The following is an 18,939-nucleotide window of genomic DNA, read 5'->3' as shown; positions in this document are numbered from 1 at the left end:
AACCAGCGGACCCCGCGCCCGTCCGCCCGAGTGCGTCAGGGCAGCGCGCGGGTGATCGCCTCGGCGACCCGGAGGGTGGCCGCGCGGGCGGTGGCGCTGGCCATCGTGACGTTGATGAAGGCGTGGATGAGGCCGCCCTCGCGAGCGAGTTCGGTGGGCACCCCCGCCGAACGGAGCCGTTCGGCGTACGCGATGCCTTCGTCCCGCAACGGGTCGAAACCGGCGACCGCCACGTACGCGGGCGCGGCGCCGCTCACGTCGGGCGCCAGAAGCGGCGACGCGCGCCAGTCGTGAGCGTCCTCCGGGTGCGCCAGGTAGTGCTCGCGGTACCAGTCCATGTCGGCCTCGGTGAGGAAGAAGCCCTCGCGGAATTCCCGGTAGGACGGGTGCTTCGTGGACAGGTCGGTCACCGGGAACAGCAGCACCTGGAGCCGTGGCTGGACGTCGCGCCCACGCAGCAGGAGCGCGAGCACCGCGCTGAGATTGCCGCCTGCGCTGTCGCCTGCCACCACCATTCGGTCCTGTCCGATCCCCCAGCGATCGGCGTTCTCGACGGCGAAGTCCCAGGCCGCGAGGGCGTCGTCGACCGCGGCGGGAAACGGGTGCTCCGGCGCGAGTCGATAGTCGATCGACAACACGTCGACGCCGGCGTGCATCGCGAGGAAACGCACCGCCGAATCGGTGCTGGCGCGGCTGCCGAGCACCCAGCCGCCGCCGTGGAAGTACACGACGAGCCCGCGCGAGGCGCCGCTGCGGTGGCGGTAGCGGGTGGCGCCGATCGGGCCGCCGGGTCCGGGAATCTCGAGATCCTCCTCGACCGCGAAGGGCTCGAAGCGGTCGGCGAACATCAGCGACTCGTGGTCGAGCATGTCCCGGGCCTGACCGAGCGGCAGTTCCGTGGCCGCCGGCCCGGGAAGGCGGTTCATTGCGGCGAGCGCGAGGGCGATCTCGGGAGCCAGCCGCTCACCGTCCTGGTTGACCGGCGCGTTCGCCCCGAGTCGTGCGACGAGTCGCGACGGCAGGCGGGAGAAGCCGCGGATGACGCCGCGCTGCGCGCGCAGGGCGAGCGGCAGGTCACGATGCGTGGCGGCGCTCATTCGGCCCACCCCAACGTGCGCTCGACCGCCTTCTTCCACTGGTGGTAGCCCTCATCGCGCTGCGTGTCGTCCCACGTTGGACGCCAGCGTTTGTTCTCCGCCCAGTTGGCGACGAGTTCGTCGGTGCTGGACCAGAACCCGACCGCGAGACCTGCCGCGTAGGCCGCACCGAGACAGGTGGTCTCGATGACCTCCGGTCGGCTGACCTCGATGTCGAGGATGTCGGCCTGGATCTGCATGCACAGGTCGTTGGCGGTGATGCCGCCGTCCACGCGCAGGACCTCCAAGTCGAGGTCGGCGTCGGCGATCATCGCGTCGACGACGTCCTTGCTCTGGTAGCAGATCGCCTCGAGTGCCGCGCGGGCCACGTGCGCGAGGGTGTTGAACCGCGAGAGCCCGACGATCACCCCGCGGGCGTCGGGCCGCCAGTACGGCGCGAACAGTCCCGAGAACGCCGGGACGAAGTACACCCCGCCGTTGTCGTCGACGGTGGAGGCGAGCCGCTCGGAGTCCGCGGCCTCGTCGAAGACCTGCAGCTGGTCGCGCAGCCACTGGATCGCCGAACCGGTGACGGCGATCGACCCCTCGAGCGCGTAGACCGGCGCGTCATCGCCGAACTGGTAGGCGACCGTGGTGAGCAGACCGCGTTCGGAGCGCACGATCTCGGTGCCGGTGTTGAGCACGAGGAAGTTGCCCGTGCCGTACGTGTTCTTGAGCATCCCCGGCTCGAAGCAGGCCTGGCCGACCAGCGCCGCATGCTGGTCTCCGAGGTCGCCGGCCAGGACGACCTCGGCACCGAACGGTCCGTCCGTCCGGGTGGTGCCGTACTCCTCCGCCGAACTGCGGATCTGCGGCAGCATCGATGTCGGCACCCCGACCGCTGCGATGAGCTCGTCGTCCCACTGCAGGGTCTCCAGGTCCATCAGCATCGTGCGGCTGGCGTTGGTGACGTCGGTGACGTGCAAGCCTCCGTCCGGGCCGCCGGTCAGCCACCACAGCAGCCAGGTGTCGATGGTCCCGAAGATCGCGTTCCCCTGCTCGGCCGCCTCCGCGACCCCGTCGACGTTCTCGAGGATCCAGCGGAGCTTGCCGCCGGCGAAGTAGGAGTCGGGCTGCAGTCCCGCCTTCTGGCGGATGAGGTCGCCGTGCTCGTCGTCGAGGGCAGCGGCGAGGGCGGACGTGCGGGTGTCCTGCCAGACGATCGCGTTGCCGAAGGTCTCGCCTGTGCGCGGATCCCATACGACGGTGGTCTCGCGCTGGTTGGTGATGCCGACCGCGGCGAGTTCCCCCGCGTCGATCCCCGCGTCCTTGAGGCCCTGTTCCACCACCGTGCACGTGTTGCGCCAGATCTCGGCCGGGTCGTGCTCCACCCATCCCGATCGCGGCATGATCTGCTCGTGCTCGAGCTGGTGGCGTCCGACCTCGCACCCGTCGTGGTCGAACACCATGAAGCGCGTGCTGGTGGTGCCCTGGTCGATCGCTCCGACGTACTGTCGCGTCTGGCTCGCCATGGCCGTCACCCTAGGGCATCTGGGGCGGTTCAGGCGCCCGTCACGGCCTGATACAGCTCGTGCGCGCCGACGGCGATGAACAGCAGAGCGCAGAGCCCGAGCGCGAGGTTCCCCCACGTGCCGTTGCGCCACTCACGCGGGACACGGTCGGTGTTGAGCAGGCCCAAGAGCGTCAGCGCCAGGAACGGCATGAAGATGGACCCGAGCACGCCGTACGCGAGGATGATCGCCACCGGCTCGTTGAGGAACAGCAGCAGCATCGGCGGGAACGTCAACCACAGCACGTACGCCTTGTAGTACGAGCCGCCCGAATGCAGGCGCGGGTCGTCCGCGGCCAGACCGCGCGACGTGCCGAGGAAGTCGGCGAACATCAGCGCGACACCGTTCCACACGCCGATGAGCGACGACATCGACGCGGCCCAGAACCCGACGAGGAACACGGTCCCGTAGATCTGGCCGTACCGTTCGTCGAGCACGTCGGAGAGGCCGACGAGCGCCTGATCGCCGGAGCCGAGCGCGATGTTGGCGCTGTACAGCAGTTCGGCACCGACGATGAGCATCGCGACGACGAAGATGCCGGTGACGAGGTACGCCACGGAGTTGTCGATCCGCATCACCCGCATCCAGCCGGGCGTGGCCCAGCCCTTCTCGCGCAGCCAGTATCCGTAGGCGGCGAGCGTGATGGTGCCGCCGACCCCGCCCGCGACCGCGAGCGTGTTGACGAGGCCGCCCTCGGGGATGCGGGGAACGAGTCCGCCGACGATGTCGAGAAGGTTCGGGGTCGCGAGCAGCGCGGCACCGACGACGGAGACGAACATGACGCCGACGAACAGCGCCATGAGCTTCTCGACGATGCTGTACCGGCCGAGCCACACCAGCGCGAACCCGATGAGACCCATCGCGATGGCCCAGACCTTGAGGTCGGGCCCGTCGGGGAACAGCGCGACCAGCGGCAACGCGGACGACGACATCGCCGTCGCCCCGTAGACGAAGCCCCAGATCACGATGTACGGGCCGAAGTACCAGCTGGTCCACGCGCCAAGCGAACGCCAGCCCTGGAAGATCGTGCGACCGCTCGCGAGGCTGTACCGGCCCGCTCCCTCGACGAGGATGATCTTGAAGACGGTACCGAGGATCACCGCCCACAGCAGCGCGTACCCGAACCGCGCGCCCGCCGGGAGGGTCGCGACCAGGTCACCCGCCCCGACGCCCGTACCGGCCACGACGATGCCGGGCCCGATGATCTTCCACTTCGCCCGCCGCTCGTCCTGCGCCGACGCGTCCATGTTCTTCCCCGATTCGGACATAGGGGTCATCGTAGGAAGCGCCGGCGATGTTCGCGATCTCGCGCGAGGGCCGGACCCCGATTTCCTGCGTTGGGGACGGTGCGGTAGAGTTCTTACTCGCGCGCCGCGCACTGCACCCCTAGCTCAATTGGCAGAGCAGCTGACTCTTAATCAGCGGGTTCAGGGTTCGAGTCCCTGGGGGTGTACCACCACGAAAGCCCTCGCCGCAGCGAGGGCTTTCGTCGTTTCAGACGAGTCAGTTCGGAAGCGAACAGGTGACCATCGCGAACTCACCGCTGCTGGTGTTCTCATTGACGAGCTCGCCGTCCCAGAACACACGGCAGGTGACGTCGCCGCCACCACTGTTCTGGGCATTCATGTTCGCTCCCATGGCATCGAGCTTCGAATCGAACTGGACTTCTTTACTCCATCCCGAAGGCACGTTTGCCTCCTGGGAGATGTTGAAGTCGGTACTCATGTAGGTCACCATTCCCAGCGGAGCGCCGGTGGAAGTGGTGACCTCGTATCGCAGAACGTTCTCAGGCGCCGGCTCAGCCGCCTCCTCCTGGGCAGCAGGATCGGCCTGAGTCTCCTCCTCTCGGTTCGTCTCGGCGGTGTCGGATCCGGACGACGCGTCGGTGTCATCTCCACCGCTAAGCGCGGCTCCAACGATCGAGAGCAGGACAACGGCACCGAGGGCGATACCGGCCCACTTCAGAAACCCTCGCTTCTTCTTCGGAGGTTGCTGAGGCGGGTAGTAACCGGCAGGCTGCTGAGGCCCGGCGGGCGGCGGGGGGACCTGGGTCATGAGAAGTGCCCTTTCGCAAGGTTGACGTGGAGCTCTGAACGTCGCATGGAACTCGCGATCCGTCCTCGGAACACAGCTCAGTTGGATGAACATCCAACTGAGCCTGCTTCCCGCTTCCGCCGTCGCCGAGTGGCGCAAAGTGATGACCGAGTGGCGCAGTTTGGGGGTGTCGAGAGCGCTGTGAGCCCCTCTTTGCGCCACTCGCGGGGAGCGGGACCGCGCGGGCGCGGGCGAGGACTTGGCAGACTACGAGCATGTGGATCGGCTGGATCGAGTTCGACGTGCGCCTCGGTGACGTCCACTCCCTCAAGGAGAAGCGCAGCATCGTCCGGCCGATCGTCAACGAGCTGCAGCGCCGGTTCGCGCTCTCGGCGGCCGAGACCGACAGCGTGGATCTGTACCGGCGCGCCGGGATCGGCGGCAGCCTCGTCTCGATCGACCGTGCGCACGTCGTCGAGGTGCTCGACAAGGTCGAGCGGTTCATGGCCGAACGACCCGAGATCGAGCTGCTGTCCGCCCATCGGCACCTCTCTTCGAGCACCGACGACGATCAGGACGAGCTCCCCTTCGCCTAAGGCGACAAACGTCGGTACAAGCCTTAGCGTGATGCCCACCACAGACTGAGGGGGTTGCGGTGAGCGCCGAAACACGACGTCCCGCGACGTATCGCACCTTCGACGAGGTCAAGGAGACGCTGAGCCCGGCCGAGCAGCGTTTCGAGAGCATCCGCCGTACGTCTGGCCTGTTCGCCGGGCCGGTCATCGGCATCGTGGTGTATCTGCTGTGCGCACCGCTCGACGACCCGGCCCAGAAGCTGGCCGGCGTCCTGTCGTGGGTCGTCGTCTACTGGATCACCGAGGCCATCCCGATCCCCGTCACCGCGATGCTGGCGATGGCCGCGGTCATCATCTTCGGCATCGCCGACGCGGACACGGTGTTCGGCTCCTTCGGCAACAGCACCATCTTCGTCTTCATCGGCGGATTCATCATCGCCGAGGCCATGCGCAAGCACGGGCTCGATCGTCGCTTCGCGTTCGCGATCTTGAGCATCCCCGGCGTCTCGGCCACCACCACGCGCATCATCGTGGCGTTCGGCGCGATCACGGCCCTGCTGAGCGGTTTCGTGTCCAACACGGCGACCGCCGCGATGATGATGCCGATCGCCGCCGGCATCGTGGGCTTCCTCGCCTCGGTTCTCAGCCAGAACGGGGACGAGGTCGATCCGCAGCGGCTGCACTTCTCGACCGCGCTGATGCTGATGGTCGCCTACGGCGCGAGCGTCGGCGGTCTCCTGACCCCGGTCGGCAGCCCGCCGAACCTCATCGGCCGCGCCTACCTGGAGGAAGAGCTCGACATCGTCATCCCGTTCTTCCAGTGGATGCTGCTCGCCTTCCCGCTCGTCGCCGTGATGTTCGCCGTCCTGTGCCTGCTCCTCGTCCGGCTCAACCGGCCGGAGGTCAAGCGGGTGGAAGGCGTCGACGGCTACATCCGCGAGGAACGCCAGAAGCTCGGCGCCATGGGCACCGGCAGCCGCAACACGCTCATCGCCTTCGGCGTCGCTGTCGCGCTGTGGATCTTCCCCGGAGCCGTGGGCCTCGTGACCGGCGGCGAATCAGACTTCTACGACACGGTGCTGGGCCTGCTCGACGAGGGCGCCGTCGCGATCGTCGCCGCGTCCTTGCTGTTCGTGCTGCCGACCAACTGGTCGCAGCGGTCCTTCACCCTGACGTGGAACGACGCGGCGCGGATCGACTGGGGCACGATCATCCTCTTCGGCAGCGGCATCGCGCTCGGCGGGCTGCTGTCCTCGACCGGCCTCGCCGAGACCATGGGCACCTCGCTGTCGGATCTGCTCGGAACGAGCAGCCTCATCGGGATCACGATCCTCGCGACGGTCATCGCGGTCCTCATCAGCGAGACCACGAGCAACACCGCGAGCGTCGTGGTGGTGGCCCCCATCGCGGCGCAACTTGCGCTCGCGGTGAACGTCAACCCCGCGATCCCGGTGCTCGCCGCCGTGTTCGGAGCGTCGTTCGGTTTCATGCTGCCGGTCTCCACTCCGCCCAACGCGATCGTCTACGGCACCGGCATGGTGCCGATCACCAAGATGGTCCGGTCGGGCATCGTGTTCGACATCGTCGGCATCGTCATCATCGTGGTGGGCGTGACCGGCATGGCGACGTTGCTCGGCATCGAATGATGTGACACAGCGCACACGTGCAACAGGAAGTCCGCTCGGGCCCTCAGCGTTGACTATCGGTATGAGCACTTTCGACCTCGGCCCCCTCGTTCTCGGCGGCAACACCTTCGGTTGGACCGCCGATCGCGACCAGAGCTTCGCGGTCCTCGACGCGTTCGTCGCCGCTGGCGGCACGACGATCGACACCGCGGACGTCTACTCCGCGTGGGTCCCGGGGAACTCCGGAGGTGACTCCGAGACGATCATCGGCGAGTGGCTCGCGTCCCGCGGACTGCGGGAGCGCGTCCAGATCGCGACCAAGGTCGGCATGTGGGATCAGCAGCCGGGCCTGTCGGCGGCCAACGTCCGCGCCGCGATCGAGGGCTCCCTGCGCCGGCTCCAGACCGACTACGTCGACCTCTACTACGCGCACCAGGACGACGAGAACGTCACGCCCGACGAGATCTCCGAGGTCTTCGACGCGCTCGTGCAGGAGGGCAAGGTCCGCGCCCTCGGTCTCTCGAACTTCTCGGCCGAGCGCTTACGTGCGGTCGTGGAGGCCGCGGACGCCGCCGGCCGCACGCCCTTCTCCGTGAGCCAGGACCACTACAACCTCGTGGAGCGCGGCTTCGAGCAGTCGTTGGCTCCGACGCTCGCGGAACTCGGTCTCGTCGAGGCGCCGTACTACTCGCTCGCGAGCGGCTTCCTCACCGGCAAGTACCGTCCCGGCAGCGCCGTCGACTCCCCGCGCCAGGGCGGTGCGGCCGCGTACCTGGACGACCCCCGCAATCTCGACCTGCTCGTCGTCCTCGAGCGCATCGCCAAGGAGAACGGTCTGAGCATCACCGCTGTCTCGCTGGCCTGGTTGCGTCAGCAGCCGACGGTGGCGGCCCCGATCGCCAGTGCCCGCACGCCGGAGCAGCTCGTGGCGCTCGTCGAGTCGTTCGCGCTCACCCTGAGCGCCGACGAGCTCGACGCGCTGTCCTGATCAGACGGCGACGCGCACCGCAACTACACTCCTGGCATGAGCGACGCGCTGTTCGAGAACTTGTTCGCCGCCCTCGACGCCTCCCCCGATCAGCATGACCTTCGCCTCCAGGTAGCACGCCTGCTCGAGGAGCACGGGCGCCGCGCGGAGGCTGCGGAGCATGCCTCGCTCGTGCTGCGAGCACGTCCTGACGACGCGGCCGCGCTCGAGCTGCTCGTGCGGTGCACGACCGACACTGCCGCGGCCGCGGCGCCGAGCTCGGCCGAGCAACCGGCCGCCGCCCGGTCCGGCGAGTTCGACTGGTCCCGCGCAGAGCAGCAGCTCGGCAACGACCTGCCGCCGCCGTTCGTGGAAGAGCCCGTGAAGGTCGGCGGCGAAGGAACTCCGACGGTCGACGTCGAGGACGCGGCCGTCACACTCGACGACGTCGGCGGCCTCGAGAGTGTCAAGCGGCGACTGCATGAGGCGTTCCTCGACCCGCTGAGGAACCCCGAGATCGCGCAGGCGTTCGGAGCGTCGCTGCGGGGCGGTCTGCTGCTCTACGGGCCACCGGGCTGCGGCAAGACCTTCATCGCCCGTGCCGTCGCCGGCGAGCTCGGCCTGAGGTTCCTCACCGCATCGATCGCCGACGTGATGGGCGAGCACTTCGGCCAGACCGAGAAGAACCTGCAGAAGCTGTTCGCCTCGGCGCGCAGCTACGCCCCGATCGTGATGTTCCTCGACGAGATCGACGCGCTGGGCGCCCGCCGTTCCAGCATCGGCACCGGATGGTCCGGCATGCGCGCGATCGTCAACCAACTGCTCCTCGAGCTGGACTCGGTCAAAGACGACAACGAGGGGCTGTTCCTGCTGGCGGCGAGCAACCAGCCGTGGGAGGTCGACCCCGCGCTCCTTCGACCTGGTCGACTGGACCGGCTCGTGCTCGTCCTTCCGCCTGACGGACCGGCGCGGGAGACCATCCTTCGCGGTCTGTTCCTCAAGCGGCCCATCGCGGGGATCGACCTCGCCTCGATCGTCGCCCGTACCGAGGACTTCTCCGGCGCCGACCTGGCCCATCTCGTCGACACCGCCGCCCAGAAGGCGCTCAACCGCTCGCTCGCGCAGGGCGAGATCCAGCCTCTGCAGATGCACGACGTCGAGGACGCGCTGGCGGAGATCAAACCGTCCACGCTCAGCTGGTTCCACGGCGCCCGCAACGTCGTCGAGTTCGCGAACAAGGACGGGCGTTACGACGACCTGGCCGACGAACTCAAGCGTCGCCACATCCTCTAGATGACGACCGAGATCGACTCGGCGATCTTCCAAGCCTCGGGTTACCTGGACCTCGGGCAGCACGACCGGGCTGCTGACGTACTGCGCGATGCCCTGTCGCGCCACCCTCAGGACGACCGCCTGCTGCTCGATCTCGGCCGCGCCTTGTACGAGGGCGGACGCGACGCGGAGGCCGAGAACGCCGCCCGCGCGGCGATGGCCATCCGTCCGACGCTCGGCGGCGCGACGCTGCTGGGCAACATCGCCAACAGCCGACGCGACAGTGCAGCCGCGAAGCAGTACGCCGAGCAGGCGATCGAGCTGGAACCGGAGGCCCCTCAGGGCCACCAACTCATGGCTGTCGCACTCTTGCACGACACGCTCGCGCAGCCGTTCGCCGTCCGGGCGGCCTATCAGCGTGCGCTGGACCGCGATCGTTCGCCCCACACGCTCCTGACGGCGGCGCACTGCGAGATGCTGCTCAACCATCGCCACCAGGCGGGCGTGTTCGCCCGGGAGGGACTCACCCTCGCCCCGCAGAACGAGCACCTGCTGCAGATCCAGGCGTGGAGCGAATCCAGCAAGGCGCGCAGCCGACGCCTGCTCGATCTGCTCGAACAGAACCCGATGGACAGCTGGGCCCGATCGGTGCTCGTGCAATCCGTGCGCGAAGCGCGACGGGGGCTGCGCACGACGAGCGCGGCCGGGAGCACCATCGTCGCCATCGCGCTCGCCTTCACCGGCCTCATCACGATCGGCGCCTTCGCGCTCGTCATCGCCTGGGGTGCGCTCGCGGCTCGGCACCACTGGCGGCTGTTGCACCCGGTGCCGTCCTCGATCGTCGATCGCGAATGGCCCTCGCGTGATCGCTGGATGCTGCTGGCGGTCACCGTCGCCCGCGTGGCCGGGCTGATCGGCCTGGCGGTGCATCACGTCAGCGGGCCCGTCCTGCTGATCGCCTCCGCGCTGGTGGACGCCACACCGACACTCGTCGGCCGCGTGCGAGCGGTCGCACGGACGGACCCCGGCACCGACCTCGGTGACCTGACCAATCAGGCGGATCACGCCGCGTTCCGCCTGTTCGGCCTCGCTTTGTTCTTCAGCCTGTTCAGCTACTTCAGCACCACTTTCGGCGCCACTTCCGCGGCGTTCGGCACCGCCGCCGCGGTCACCTGGATCTACTGCCTGCGTGACGGACTCCTGGCGCTGGAGCTCAACCGCCGCAGTCGTCGCTGGTTCATCGTTCCGCTGGGCCTCGCGCTCACGCTCGTGACGCTGGCGTTCGCGGCGGCGGACGTCGCTCGGACCTTCGACGAGATCACCGGGGACGACCGGTCGCGGCACATGTCCTGGTCGTCGTCTGGCACCGTCGAGGACGGCGATGACGAGTCGCCCTTCTACCGTTGCGCTCGTCGGGCGATCTGCCCCAATCCGAGCTACACGCCGCCGACGTTCGACGCGCCTCCGTCGATCGACGTTCCCGAGATCGAGATCCCCACCTTCGAACCGCCCACCTTCGGACCCTGACCGTTCTCGGCCCCCGGCGTGCCCTCCGTCACGCCTTCGGCATACTGAGCGGTAACCAGCCGCCTCACGAAGGGTTCAGCGTGCGTAGTCCTCGAGCGTTCTTCCGTCCCCTGGCCGTCGGCGCCCCGGTCCCGAACGTGGACATCCCGTTCAAGCCGAGCCGGATGATCCACTTCTTCGATCCGAGCAACGAGAAGATGGCGGCCAAGGTCCCCGACATCGCGAAGAAGGTCGACATCCTCCTCGGCAACCTCGAGGACGCGGTCAAGACCGACAAGAAGGAAGCCGCCCGCCAGGGCCTCGTCGACATCGCGAAGGCCAACGACTTCGGCGACACGCAGCTGTGGACCCGCGTCAACAGCCTGGACTCGCCGTGGGTGCTCGACGACCTCATCACCCTGGTGAGCGAGATCGGCGACAAGCTCGACGTCATCATGGTCCCGAAGGTCGAGGGCCCGCAGGACATCCACTACGTCGACCGCCTCCTGGCGCAGTTGGAGGCCCGAGCCGGGCTGGAGCGGCAGATCCTCGTGCACGCCATCTTGGAGACCGCCGAGGGTGTCGCGAACGTCGAGGAGATCGCGGCCGCGAGCCCGCGGATGCAGGGCATCAGCCTCGGCCCGGCCGACCTCGCGGCGAGCCGTCGCATGAAGACCGCCCGCGTCGGCGGCGGTCACCCGGGCTACCTCGTCCGGCAGGACCCGACCGGCGACGACCTCACCGAGGGTCGTGCCATCTACCAGCAGGACCTCTGGCACTACACGATCGCGCGGATGGTCGACGCGTGCGCGATGAACGGCATCCTGCCCTTCTACGGCCCGTTCGGCGACATCAAGGACGTCGTCGCGTGCGAGGACCAGTTCCGCAACGCCTTCCTACTCGGGTGCGTCGGGGCGTGGAGTCTGCACCCGGTGCAGATCGACATCGCCAAGAAGGTCTTCTCCCCCAGCCCCGAGGACGTCGCCCACGCCAAGCGGGTCGTCGAGGCGATGGGCGACGGCTCCGGCGCCGTGATGATCGACGGCAAGATGGAGGACGACGCGTCCTGCAAGCAGAACATCGTCATGCTCGACCTCGCTAAGGCCCTGGCCGAGCGCGACCCCGAGCTCGCCGCCGCCTACGACCTCTGAGGAGCCCGCCGATGACCAACGCCGCACTGCGTCCCCGTCGTTCCGTCCTGTACATGCCGGGCGCCAACGAACGCGCCCTGGAGAAGGCCAAGGCGCTCGATGTCGACGCCCTCATCCTCGACCTCGAGGACTCCGTGGCACCGGACGCCAAGCCCGAAGCACGCGATCGCGTGGTCGCAGCTGTGAAGTCCGGCGAGTACGGACACCGTGAACTGACCATCCGCGTCAACGGCCTCGGCACCCAGTGGCACGAGGACGACATGGCCGCCGCCGCTCAGGCCGGTCCCGACGGCATCGTCGTGCCCAAGGTCAACTCGGCCGAAGAGGTCCGCCAGCTCGTCGCAGCGATGGAGAACGCCGGAGCTCCCGAGCACACCCGCCTGTGGGCGATGATCGAGACGCCGATCGCGATCCTGCACGCCGAGGAGATCGCCGCCGCATCGGACCGGGTCGCGGTCTTCGTCATGGGCACCAACGATCTGGTCAATGAGACCCACTCGCTGCACGTCCCCGGCCGCGCCCCCCTCATCCCCTCGCTCACGTGGGCGCTGCTGGCGGCCAAGGCCCACGGCGTCGTCGTCCTCGACGGCGTCTACAACAACGTCAAGGACCCCGAGGGCTTCGCCGCCGAGGCACGTCAGGGCCGCGAGATGGGATTCGACGGCAAGACGATCATCCATCCCAGCCAGATCGAGCCCACGAACGAGGCGTTCGCGCCCTCCGAGGCCGACGTCGAGCACGCCCGAGCCGTCATCGAGGCCTTCGAGACCGCGCAAGCCGAAGGCAAGGGCGTCGTCACCGTCAACGGCAAGATGATCGAGAACCTGCACGTCCGCGACGCGCAGCGCATTCTCGCGTTCCACGAGGCTCTGGCCGCTCGCTGACCCGCTCCCCTCGCGTCAGACGTCTCGCGGCTCGCTGCCGACGCGACGGATGACGCGAGGGGCTCACCTCACGAGCGGCCCAACGCCTGCTTCAGCGAGACGCGGGCGCCCGTGCGCAGGATGGCGTTGGAGTAGATGCGTCCCGAGATCCACACGAGGGCGGGGACCAGGATGAGCGAGAGCGCGAGCGCGATGAGCACGTCCATCGTTCCCGCGGTGCCGAGCGCGATGCGGATCGGCATGATGAACGGCGAGCAGAACGGGACGTACGACAGCACCTCGACCAAGGTGCTCTCCGGGTTCCACGGAGCGATGGACACTCCCACGATGTACGGCACCATCATGATGCCGATGACCGGAGAGATGACCGAGCCCACGTCCTCCTGACGCGAGACGAGCGCAGCAAGACTCGCCAGCAGCAGCGCGTACATCACGAACCCGACGAGGAACCAGACCAGCATCCAGCCCGCGACGGCTCCGAGATCGAGCGAGCTCGCGTCGAGCAGGTCGAATCCCCACGCCGTCGCCAGCGCCGCCACGACGATGACGCCGATCTCGAGGAGACCGACGACCACATTGCCGAGCACCTTTCCGGCCATGAGCTGCCAGGGCCGCATGGTGGCCAGAAGCAGCTCGACCACCCGGCTCGACTTCTCCTCCACGACGCCTTGAGCGACGCGCTGTCCCCCACCCATCAGGGCGATGAAGATGAGGATGCCCGCGACGAACCCGGCGGCGACCTGGGCCGGATCGCGTTCCTCCGCATCGTCGAGACTGATGATGCGCGGTTCCGCATCGGCGACCTGCTGCGCCACGGCAGCAGGATCTCCGCCGAGGTCGGCGATCTCACCGGCGAGCGCCTCTTGCTGGACGACCGCGACGATCACGGTCTGCAGTGCTGCGTCCAGGTCGGACTCGACGGTCACCTCGAGGTCGGGCAGTGAGCCGCTCAGGGCGGCGTCGAGGTCACCGTCGCGCACCTGCTGCTCGACCGCGCCGGGCTCGACGTGCTCGATCTCCAGCTCGGTGCCACTGGCCGCGGCGACGCTCGCGAGCGCCGGCTCGAGCGCCACGGCCTCCGGCGTCACGCCCAGCCGCGACGCCTCCTGCGAGTCGGGGCCGAAGAACGCGAGGAACGCGCCACCGGCGACGATCGCGACGACGAACAGCCCGGAGGTCAGCACGAAGACCTTGGACAGCACGCGCGTCCGCATCTCGCGGAGTGCGACGAGCCACACCATGGACCACGTCGATGAGCGCGCCATCACTGCTCCCCCTCCTGGCCGTCGTCGGTGCTGACGACATCGCGGTACAGATCGGTCAACGACGGCCGCGCGGGCGCGAACTCGCGCACCGGCCCCGCCGCCATCGCCGCTTGCAGCACCTGCTGCTCCGCACCGGCGCGGCGGACCTCCACCGTGGTGCGGGCACCATCGGTTTCCAGCACCTGCACTCCGTCGACACCGTTCAGCCAACCCGCCGACGATGGGCCGTCGATGATCCACTGCGGGTGCTCGGTGCGCCGCAGTTGATCGAGCGTTCCGCTCGCCACCATCCGGCCGTTCTTGATGATGCCGACGCGGTCGCACAGACGCTCGACGAGATCGAGCTGGTGCGAGGAGAACAGCACGGGGACCCCGCGGGCGGCTTCCTCGCGCAGCACCTGACTCATGAGCTCGACGGCCACGGGATCGAGGCCGGAGAACGGCTCATCGAGGACGAGGATGTCCGGGGCGTGCATGAGCGCCGCAGCCAGCTGTACCCGCTGCTGGTTACCGAGGGAGAGCTTCTGCACCTCGTCCCCGACCCGCTCGCTGAGGCCGAGCCGTGCCGTCCACTGCTCCACGGCGTCGCGCGCCGCGGCGGTGTCGAGGCCGTACAGCCGCGCGAGATAGGCGAGCTGGTCGCCCACCTTCATCCGCGGGTAGAGGCCGCGCTCCTCCGGCATGTAGCCGATCCGCCGCCGCACCTCGCGGTCGAGCGGGCTGCCCTCCCACCGGACCTCGCCGCTGTCGGGCTCGAGAACCCCGAGCAGGATGCGCATCGTGGTCGTCTTGCCCGAGCCGTTGGAGCCGACGAAACCGAACACCTCCCCCGCGTGCACCTCGAAGCTCGTCTCTGAGAGTGCTCTGACGCCCCCGTACGACTTGGTCAGGGAGTCGACCTCCAGTCTCGCCATGACGACGACGCTATCGAAGTGCTACAGCGCCCGGTCCTCCGGTAGTCCGGCCGTCAAGTGCGGAAGGCGAAACGCGGCAAAGGAGGCTTGCCCTGCACCAGATCGGCGATGAGCGCGCCCGTCAGCGGGGCGAATTTCGCGCCGTGGCCCGAGCACGGTGACGCCACCACGATCGCGCCCTCGCGGTCCATGACGAACTCCTCGTCGGGCGTCATGGTGAACAGACAACTGGCCTCGGCGAACGGCTCGGGTTCGAGGCCGGGGAACGTCCGGCGCACGTGGTCCAGCACCACGGCTCTCGCGCGTGGATCGATCACTCCGTCGCGGGCACTCGCCGTCGTCACGGTATTGCTGTCGAACTGCGCGATCTTCATAGCGGGCTCGGGTCCGCCGTCGGCCCCCGACGCGAGGCCGTAGATCTGCACGTCGCTCTTGTGCACGATCGTGGGATAGACGATGGACCGATCGCGCTGGCGGAAGTGGAACACCTCCTGCTGGCGCACGGTGAGGACAGGCAGCGGTGGCGTCACCGGCAGTCCGGACAGCAGCTCCGGCAGCCAGGGTCCGGCGGCGACCACCACGTGCGCGGCCGTCCAGCTCCCGGTGTCGGTGTGCACCCGGGCACCGGCCCGCCCCGTCTCGATCCGGCGGACGGCGGTGTTCGCGACGATGCGGGCACCAGCGCGCTCGGCGGTCGCCAACATCGCCCGGACGGTCGCATCCGCATCGAGATACCCGGCATCCGGGTGGAACATGACCGGCGACGGCACCTCGAGACCTGGCCAACGCTCGGCGACCGCGCCGGGGCTGAGCACCTCTGCAGGGACCCCGGCGGCGGCGAGAACGGCCGCGAAGTCGTGCGGATCGCGGCGGTCCCCGGTGTCGAGGCCGCCGGTCCGCGTGCGCAGGGTGACCCCGGACTCGTCTTCCAGCTCTCGCCACGCCGCGTCCGCGCGTCCGGTCAGCTCGACGTGGAACGGGTCCTCGTACGCGCGGCGGTAGATCCGCGAGCTGCCGTGCGAGCTTCCCCGCGCGTGGCCGGGCCCGAACTGCTCGAGAACCACGACCTCACGGCCACGCCGCGACAATTGCCACGCTGCGGCGGCTCCCGCCAGTCCTGCTCCGACGACGATGGTGTCCGCGCGTTCGGTTGTCACGCCTCGACGGTAGTTCGCGCCCCGTCGTCGCGAGTCTTCGGGCCGGGCGACAGCCGACGTCAGCTTCCGATGCTGTGCGAGGAGTCCTTCAGCCGCACGCCCGACTCGCCGAGCAGTCGCGCGCCGTCCACGAGCGCGGCGACGGTCCGCGCTGCCGCCTCGTAACCGAGTCCTTCCGGCGGGTGGATGTTGGAGATGCAGTTGCGCTCGGCATCGCGCCGCCCGGGACGAGGACGGTGGGTGAGGTAGATCCCCAGGCTGTCCGACACCGACAGGCCGGGACGTTCGCCGATCAGCACCAGCAGTGTGGTCACGCCGAGGTGAGCGCCGACGTGATCGCCCAGCGCCACGCGCGCGTCGGTGGCCACGACGACCGGCGCGAGGGTCAGTCGGCCCGCGAACACGTCCCGGATCGCGGCCAGCATCGGCACCGCGTGCTCGGCGACAGCGGTGGTGGAGAGGCCGTCGGCGATGACGACGCCCACGTCGGCGCCGACGTCCGCAGGAACGGGTGCGAGGTCGGCCGGGCGACGCCCGAGGTCGGGGCGTCGCAGATACTCCTCGCGACTTCCCGCCTGACTGGCGACGACGACCGCCGGACCCAGTCCCAGCGCGTCGATCGCCTGCGTCAACGGCTCGACGTCGAGCGGTTCACGCACCGCGTCGCGGGCCAGGGCGTGCGCTGAGCGGAACCGCAGCACTTCCGCGCTCGAGACCGTATCGCCGATCCGGTCCTGCCCGATTCGGGACTGCGTGACCGCGCGCAACCGGTCCCATGTCGCGCTCACGCGCTTGCTCCCAGCATCCGCAGCGGCGAGGACTCCGGGTCGACGTGGATGAGGTGACCATCGGAGCCGACAAGACCACGGGTCTCAAGCCACTGTTCGAACTCCGGCGCCGGCCGTAAGCCCAGCACGTTGCGCGCATACAGGGCGTCGTGGAACGACAGGCTCTGGTAGCCGAGCATCACGTCGTCGGCGCCGGGGACCGTGATGACGAAGCCGACGCCGGCGACCCCGAGCAGCGTCAGCAGGGTGTCCATGTCGTCCTGGTCCGCCTCGGCGTGGTTGGTGTAGCAGACGTCGACGCCCATCTGCAGACCCAGCAACTTGCCACAGAAGTGGTCCTCGAGACCGGCCCTGATGATCTGTTTGCCGTCGTAGAGGTACTCGGGGCCGATGAATCCGACGACGGTGTTGACGAGGAACGGGTCCAGCGCTCGCGCGACCCCGTAGGCCCGCGCTTCCAGCGTCTGCTGGTCCACCGGGTGGCCACCGACACCCAGGTGGGCGTCCGCACTCAAGGCGGATCCTTGCCCGGTCTCCAGGTACATCACCTGGTCCCCCACCGTCCCGCGGCCGAGCGATCGCGCCGCGTCCAGGCCTTCGCGCAGGATCGCGAGGTCGACCCCGAATCCGGCGTTGGCCGCCTGGGTGCCGGCGATCGACTGGAACACCAGGTCGACCGGCGCGCCGGCCTCGATCAGGTCGATCGTCGTCGTGACGTGAGCGAGCACGCACGACTGAGTCGGAATCTCATAACGCTGCCGGATCTCGTCCACGAGACACAGAAGGTCGGCGGTGGCGCGGGGCGAGTCGCTCGCCGGATTGATGCCGATGACCGCGTCCCCGGCGCCGAGCAGCAGCCCGTCGAGGATCGCCGCGGTCACGCCGCGCGGATCGTCCGTCGGATGGTTGGGCTGCAACCTCGTCCCCATCCGGCCGGGCAGCCCGATGGTGGTGCGGAAGGCGCTGGTCACCTGCGCGGCGGCTGCGACGGCGATGAGGTCCTGGTTCCGCATGATCTTGCTGACCGCCGCCACCATCTCGGGCGTGAGGCCCGGACTCACTGCGGTCAATCGCCTCGCCGCGTCCGGTGCCACCGCCGTGGCGAGGAGCCAATCGCGCAACTCGCCGACCGTGAACGATGCGACGGGCGCGAAGGCCTCGACGTCGTGAGACTCCAGGATCAGCCGCGTGACCTCGTCCTCGTCGGGGTCGACGACCGGCTCGTTGAGGAACGCCGTCAGCGGGATGTCGGCGAGAACCTGCTGGGCGGCGGCCCGCTCGGCGTCGGTGTCCGCCGCACATCCTGCGAGTTGGTCGCCCGAGCGAGCCGGGCTCGCTTTGGCGAGCACCTCGACCAGATGACCGAAGACGAAGGTGTGCGGGCCGATCGTTGCGCGAAAGCGGGACACGACCAGCGAGCATAGGGCCGGCGTTTTACGACGAGGTAAAACGCCGGCCCCTGCTTGAGGTGATCCGCCTCAGCGGATCACTCGCGCGCGGTACACCTGCTCGTACACCGACCGCTTCGTCATCCGCTGTCGGCGCATAGCCTCCGGCACCATCGCGCGTTCGAGCGCGCGGTCCTCCGAGGCGCGCACACGCCGCTCGGGGCGGTTCAGGAACGCCATCGCCTTCACCCCCTTCCCCGTCTCGTGACGAACCGGGACCTCGAGGGTCGAGGTGGTCGTCCGTGGGTCGAGGGTGAAGTCGAGCTGGGATGTGTCAGTCGTTGCGGGCATCTGGTCGGTGTGGTTCAGGGTGATCATGTGCGCGCCTCCTTTCTGAGTGGTGGGTGGATGGGCATGAAAAAAGCCTCTCCGGGTGGAACCGGAGAGGCTGTGAAGCGAGGATCAGCGGTAACTGATCACACGTGACGACAGACGAGACTCTCCGGAGAGCGAGCCGGGACGAGACGGAACGCGAACGAAGTCGTGTTCGTCATGGGGCTCACCTCCGAAGGCTGATCGTCGTGGATATCCGCGTGGTGCGGTGTCGTCACAGTAGCGGATGTCGCACCACGATGTCGAGCGACACATCGCGGGGCGGCGTGTCGCTCGACATCGCGGCCTAGATGTGATGTCCAGGCAGGTTGTTCTCGATCCTGCTGATGGGTGGTAGTGCTCCGAGCGCGGAGTGGGGCCTGTGGTGATTGTA

General features: G+C 68.6%; 17 protein-coding genes and 1 tRNA gene. 8 read left to right on the top strand and 10 right to left on the bottom strand.

The window, feature by feature from the left end; all coding sequences use genetic code 11:
* Positions 1–35: 35 nt before the first annotated feature.
* The 3 genes from EHW97_RS14670 to EHW97_RS14660 are packed head-to-tail and all read right to left on the bottom strand — an operon-like array spanning position 36 to position 3,915.
* The gene (locus EHW97_RS14670) at positions 36–1,097 is read right to left on the bottom strand and encodes an alpha/beta hydrolase (RefSeq protein WP_124237919.1); all 1,062 of its coding nucleotides are present in this window, start codon (positions 1,095–1,097) and stop codon (positions 36–38) included.
* Positions 1,094–2,608: a glycerol kinase GlpK gene (gene glpK / locus EHW97_RS14665; RefSeq protein ID WP_124237918.1), complete on the bottom strand. Its 1,515-nt coding sequence runs from the start codon at positions 2,606–2,608 to the stop codon at positions 1,094–1,096. Before glpK ends, EHW97_RS14670 begins: the two co-directional genes overlap by 4 nt.
* 29 nt (positions 2,609–2,637) lie before the next feature.
* A complete protein-coding gene (locus EHW97_RS14660; RefSeq protein ID WP_124237917.1) occupies positions 2,638–3,915 on the bottom strand; it encodes an Nramp family divalent metal transporter in 1,278 nt (425 codons plus the stop codon).
* A gap of 112 nt (positions 3,916–4,027) precedes the next feature.
* On the opposite strand from EHW97_RS14660, the gene EHW97_RS14655 reads away from it, so the two are divergent.
* Positions 4,028–4,103, top strand: a tRNA-Lys gene (locus tag EHW97_RS14655).
* Between the two features lie 47 nt (positions 4,104–4,150).
* On the opposite strand, the gene EHW97_RS14650 is transcribed toward EHW97_RS14655, so the two are convergent.
* Complete coding sequence (locus EHW97_RS14650) at positions 4,151–4,702, bottom strand: MmpS family transport accessory protein (RefSeq protein ID WP_166367530.1); 552 nt, start codon at positions 4,700–4,702, stop codon at positions 4,151–4,153.
* A 254-nt stretch (positions 4,703–4,956) separates the two neighbouring features.
* Between EHW97_RS14650 and EHW97_RS14645 the strand changes: the two genes are divergently transcribed.
* The 7 genes from EHW97_RS14645 (at position 4,957) to EHW97_RS14615 (ending at position 12,661) form a co-directional block, all read left to right on the top strand.
* Positions 4,957–5,277, top strand: coding sequence for a DUF503 domain-containing protein (locus EHW97_RS14645; RefSeq protein WP_124237915.1), 321 nt, complete (start codon positions 4,957–4,959; stop codon positions 5,275–5,277).
* Positions 5,278–5,336: 59 nt separating this feature from the next.
* Complete coding sequence (locus EHW97_RS14640; protein ID WP_124237914.1) at positions 5,337–6,902, top strand: SLC13 family permease; 1,566 nt, start codon at positions 5,337–5,339, stop codon at positions 6,900–6,902.
* A gap of 61 nt (positions 6,903–6,963) precedes the next feature.
* Entirely contained in the window at positions 6,964–7,869 is a 906-nt protein-coding gene (locus tag EHW97_RS14635) for an aldo/keto reductase (protein ID WP_124237913.1), read from the top strand.
* Between the two features lie 36 nt (positions 7,870–7,905).
* On the top strand, positions 7,906–9,141 hold the full coding sequence (locus EHW97_RS14630; protein ID WP_124237912.1) for an ATP-binding protein: 1,236 nt from the start codon (positions 7,906–7,908) through the stop codon (positions 9,139–9,141).
* Entirely contained in the window at positions 9,142–10,647 is a 1,506-nt protein-coding gene (locus EHW97_RS14625) for a tetratricopeptide repeat protein (RefSeq protein ID WP_124237911.1), read from the top strand.
* An 80-nt stretch (positions 10,648–10,727) separates the two neighbouring features.
* Positions 10,728–11,777, top strand: coding sequence for an HpcH/HpaI aldolase/citrate lyase family protein (locus tag EHW97_RS14620; protein WP_124237910.1), 1,050 nt, complete (start codon positions 10,728–10,730; stop codon positions 11,775–11,777).
* 11 nt (positions 11,778–11,788) lie between these two features.
* A complete protein-coding gene (locus EHW97_RS14615; protein WP_124237909.1) occupies positions 11,789–12,661 on the top strand; it encodes an HpcH/HpaI aldolase/citrate lyase family protein in 873 nt (290 codons plus the stop codon).
* A gap of 68 nt (positions 12,662–12,729) precedes the next feature.
* Here EHW97_RS14615 and EHW97_RS14610 read toward each other — a convergent pair whose 3' ends face one another.
* From EHW97_RS14610 to EHW97_RS14585, 6 genes are all read right to left on the bottom strand, one after another.
* The gene (locus EHW97_RS14610; RefSeq protein ID WP_124237908.1) at positions 12,730–13,926 is read right to left on the bottom strand and encodes an ABC transporter permease; all 1,197 of its coding nucleotides are present in this window, start codon (positions 13,924–13,926) and stop codon (positions 12,730–12,732) included.
* Positions 13,926–14,840 carry an ABC transporter ATP-binding protein gene (locus EHW97_RS14605; RefSeq protein ID WP_124237907.1) on the bottom strand — a complete coding sequence of 305 codons (915 nt, stop codon included), beginning with the start codon at positions 14,838–14,840 and terminating at the stop codon, positions 13,926–13,928. Before EHW97_RS14605 ends, EHW97_RS14610 begins: the two co-directional genes overlap by 1 nt.
* A gap of 53 nt (positions 14,841–14,893) precedes the next feature.
* Positions 14,894–15,997: an N-methyl-L-tryptophan oxidase gene (solA, locus tag EHW97_RS14600; RefSeq protein WP_124237906.1), complete on the bottom strand. Its 1,104-nt coding sequence runs from the start codon at positions 15,995–15,997 to the stop codon at positions 14,894–14,896.
* 59 nt (positions 15,998–16,056) lie between these two features.
* Positions 16,057–16,785, bottom strand: coding sequence for an ethanolamine ammonia-lyase subunit EutC (gene eutC / locus EHW97_RS14595; RefSeq protein WP_124237905.1), 729 nt, complete (start codon positions 16,783–16,785; stop codon positions 16,057–16,059).
* The gene (locus tag EHW97_RS14590; protein ID WP_124237904.1) at positions 16,782–18,194 is read right to left on the bottom strand and encodes an ethanolamine ammonia-lyase subunit EutB; all 1,413 of its coding nucleotides are present in this window, start codon (positions 18,192–18,194) and stop codon (positions 16,782–16,784) included. Before EHW97_RS14590 ends, eutC begins: the two co-directional genes overlap by 4 nt.
* 69 nt (positions 18,195–18,263) lie before the next feature.
* Positions 18,264–18,551, bottom strand: a complete 288-nt coding sequence (locus tag EHW97_RS14585) for a hypothetical protein (protein ID WP_124237903.1) — start codon at positions 18,549–18,551, stop codon at positions 18,264–18,266.
* Between the last annotated feature and the right edge of the window lie 388 nt (positions 18,552–18,939).

Source organism: Aeromicrobium camelliae (assembly GCF_003850045.1).
GTDB lineage: Bacteria > Actinomycetota > Actinomycetes > Propionibacteriales > Nocardioidaceae > Aeromicrobium > Aeromicrobium camelliae.
The sequence above is the reverse complement of the archived record's forward strand: the minus strand, read 5'-3'. Positions and strand labels throughout refer to the sequence as shown.

Excerpts from the sequence above, each read along its gene's own strand:
- EHW97_RS14670 (WP_124237919.1), bottom strand. The coding sequence starts at position 1,097 with ATGAGCGCCGCCACGCATCGTGACCTGCCGCTCGCCCTGCGCGCGCAG.
- glpK (WP_124237918.1), bottom strand. The coding sequence starts at position 2,608 with ATGGCGAGCCAGACGCGACAGTACGTCGGAGCGATCGACCAGGGCACC.
- EHW97_RS14660 (WP_124237917.1), bottom strand. The coding sequence starts at position 3,915 with ATGTCCGAATCGGGGAAGAACATGGACGCGTCGGCGCAGGACGAGCGG.
- EHW97_RS14650 (WP_166367530.1), bottom strand. The coding sequence starts at position 4,702 with ATGACCCAGGTCCCCCCGCCGCCCGCCGGGCCTCAGCAGCCTGCCGGT.
- EHW97_RS14645 (WP_124237915.1), top strand. The coding sequence starts at position 4,957 with ATGTGGATCGGCTGGATCGAGTTCGACGTGCGCCTCGGTGACGTCCAC.
- EHW97_RS14635 (WP_124237913.1), top strand. The coding sequence starts at position 6,964 with ATGAGCACTTTCGACCTCGGCCCCCTCGTTCTCGGCGGCAACACCTTC.
- EHW97_RS14630 (WP_124237912.1), top strand. The coding sequence starts at position 7,906 with ATGAGCGACGCGCTGTTCGAGAACTTGTTCGCCGCCCTCGACGCCTCC.
- EHW97_RS14625 (WP_124237911.1), top strand. The coding sequence starts at position 9,142 with ATGACGACCGAGATCGACTCGGCGATCTTCCAAGCCTCGGGTTACCTG.
- EHW97_RS14615 (WP_124237909.1), top strand. The coding sequence starts at position 11,789 with ATGACCAACGCCGCACTGCGTCCCCGTCGTTCCGTCCTGTACATGCCG.
- EHW97_RS14610 (WP_124237908.1), bottom strand. The coding sequence starts at position 13,926 with ATGGCGCGCTCATCGACGTGGTCCATGGTGTGGCTCGTCGCACTCCGC.
- EHW97_RS14605 (WP_124237907.1), bottom strand. The coding sequence starts at position 14,840 with ATGGCGAGACTGGAGGTCGACTCCCTGACCAAGTCGTACGGGGGCGTC.
- EHW97_RS14585 (WP_124237903.1), bottom strand. The coding sequence starts at position 18,551 with ATGATCACCCTGAACCACACCGACCAGATGCCCGCAACGACTGACACA.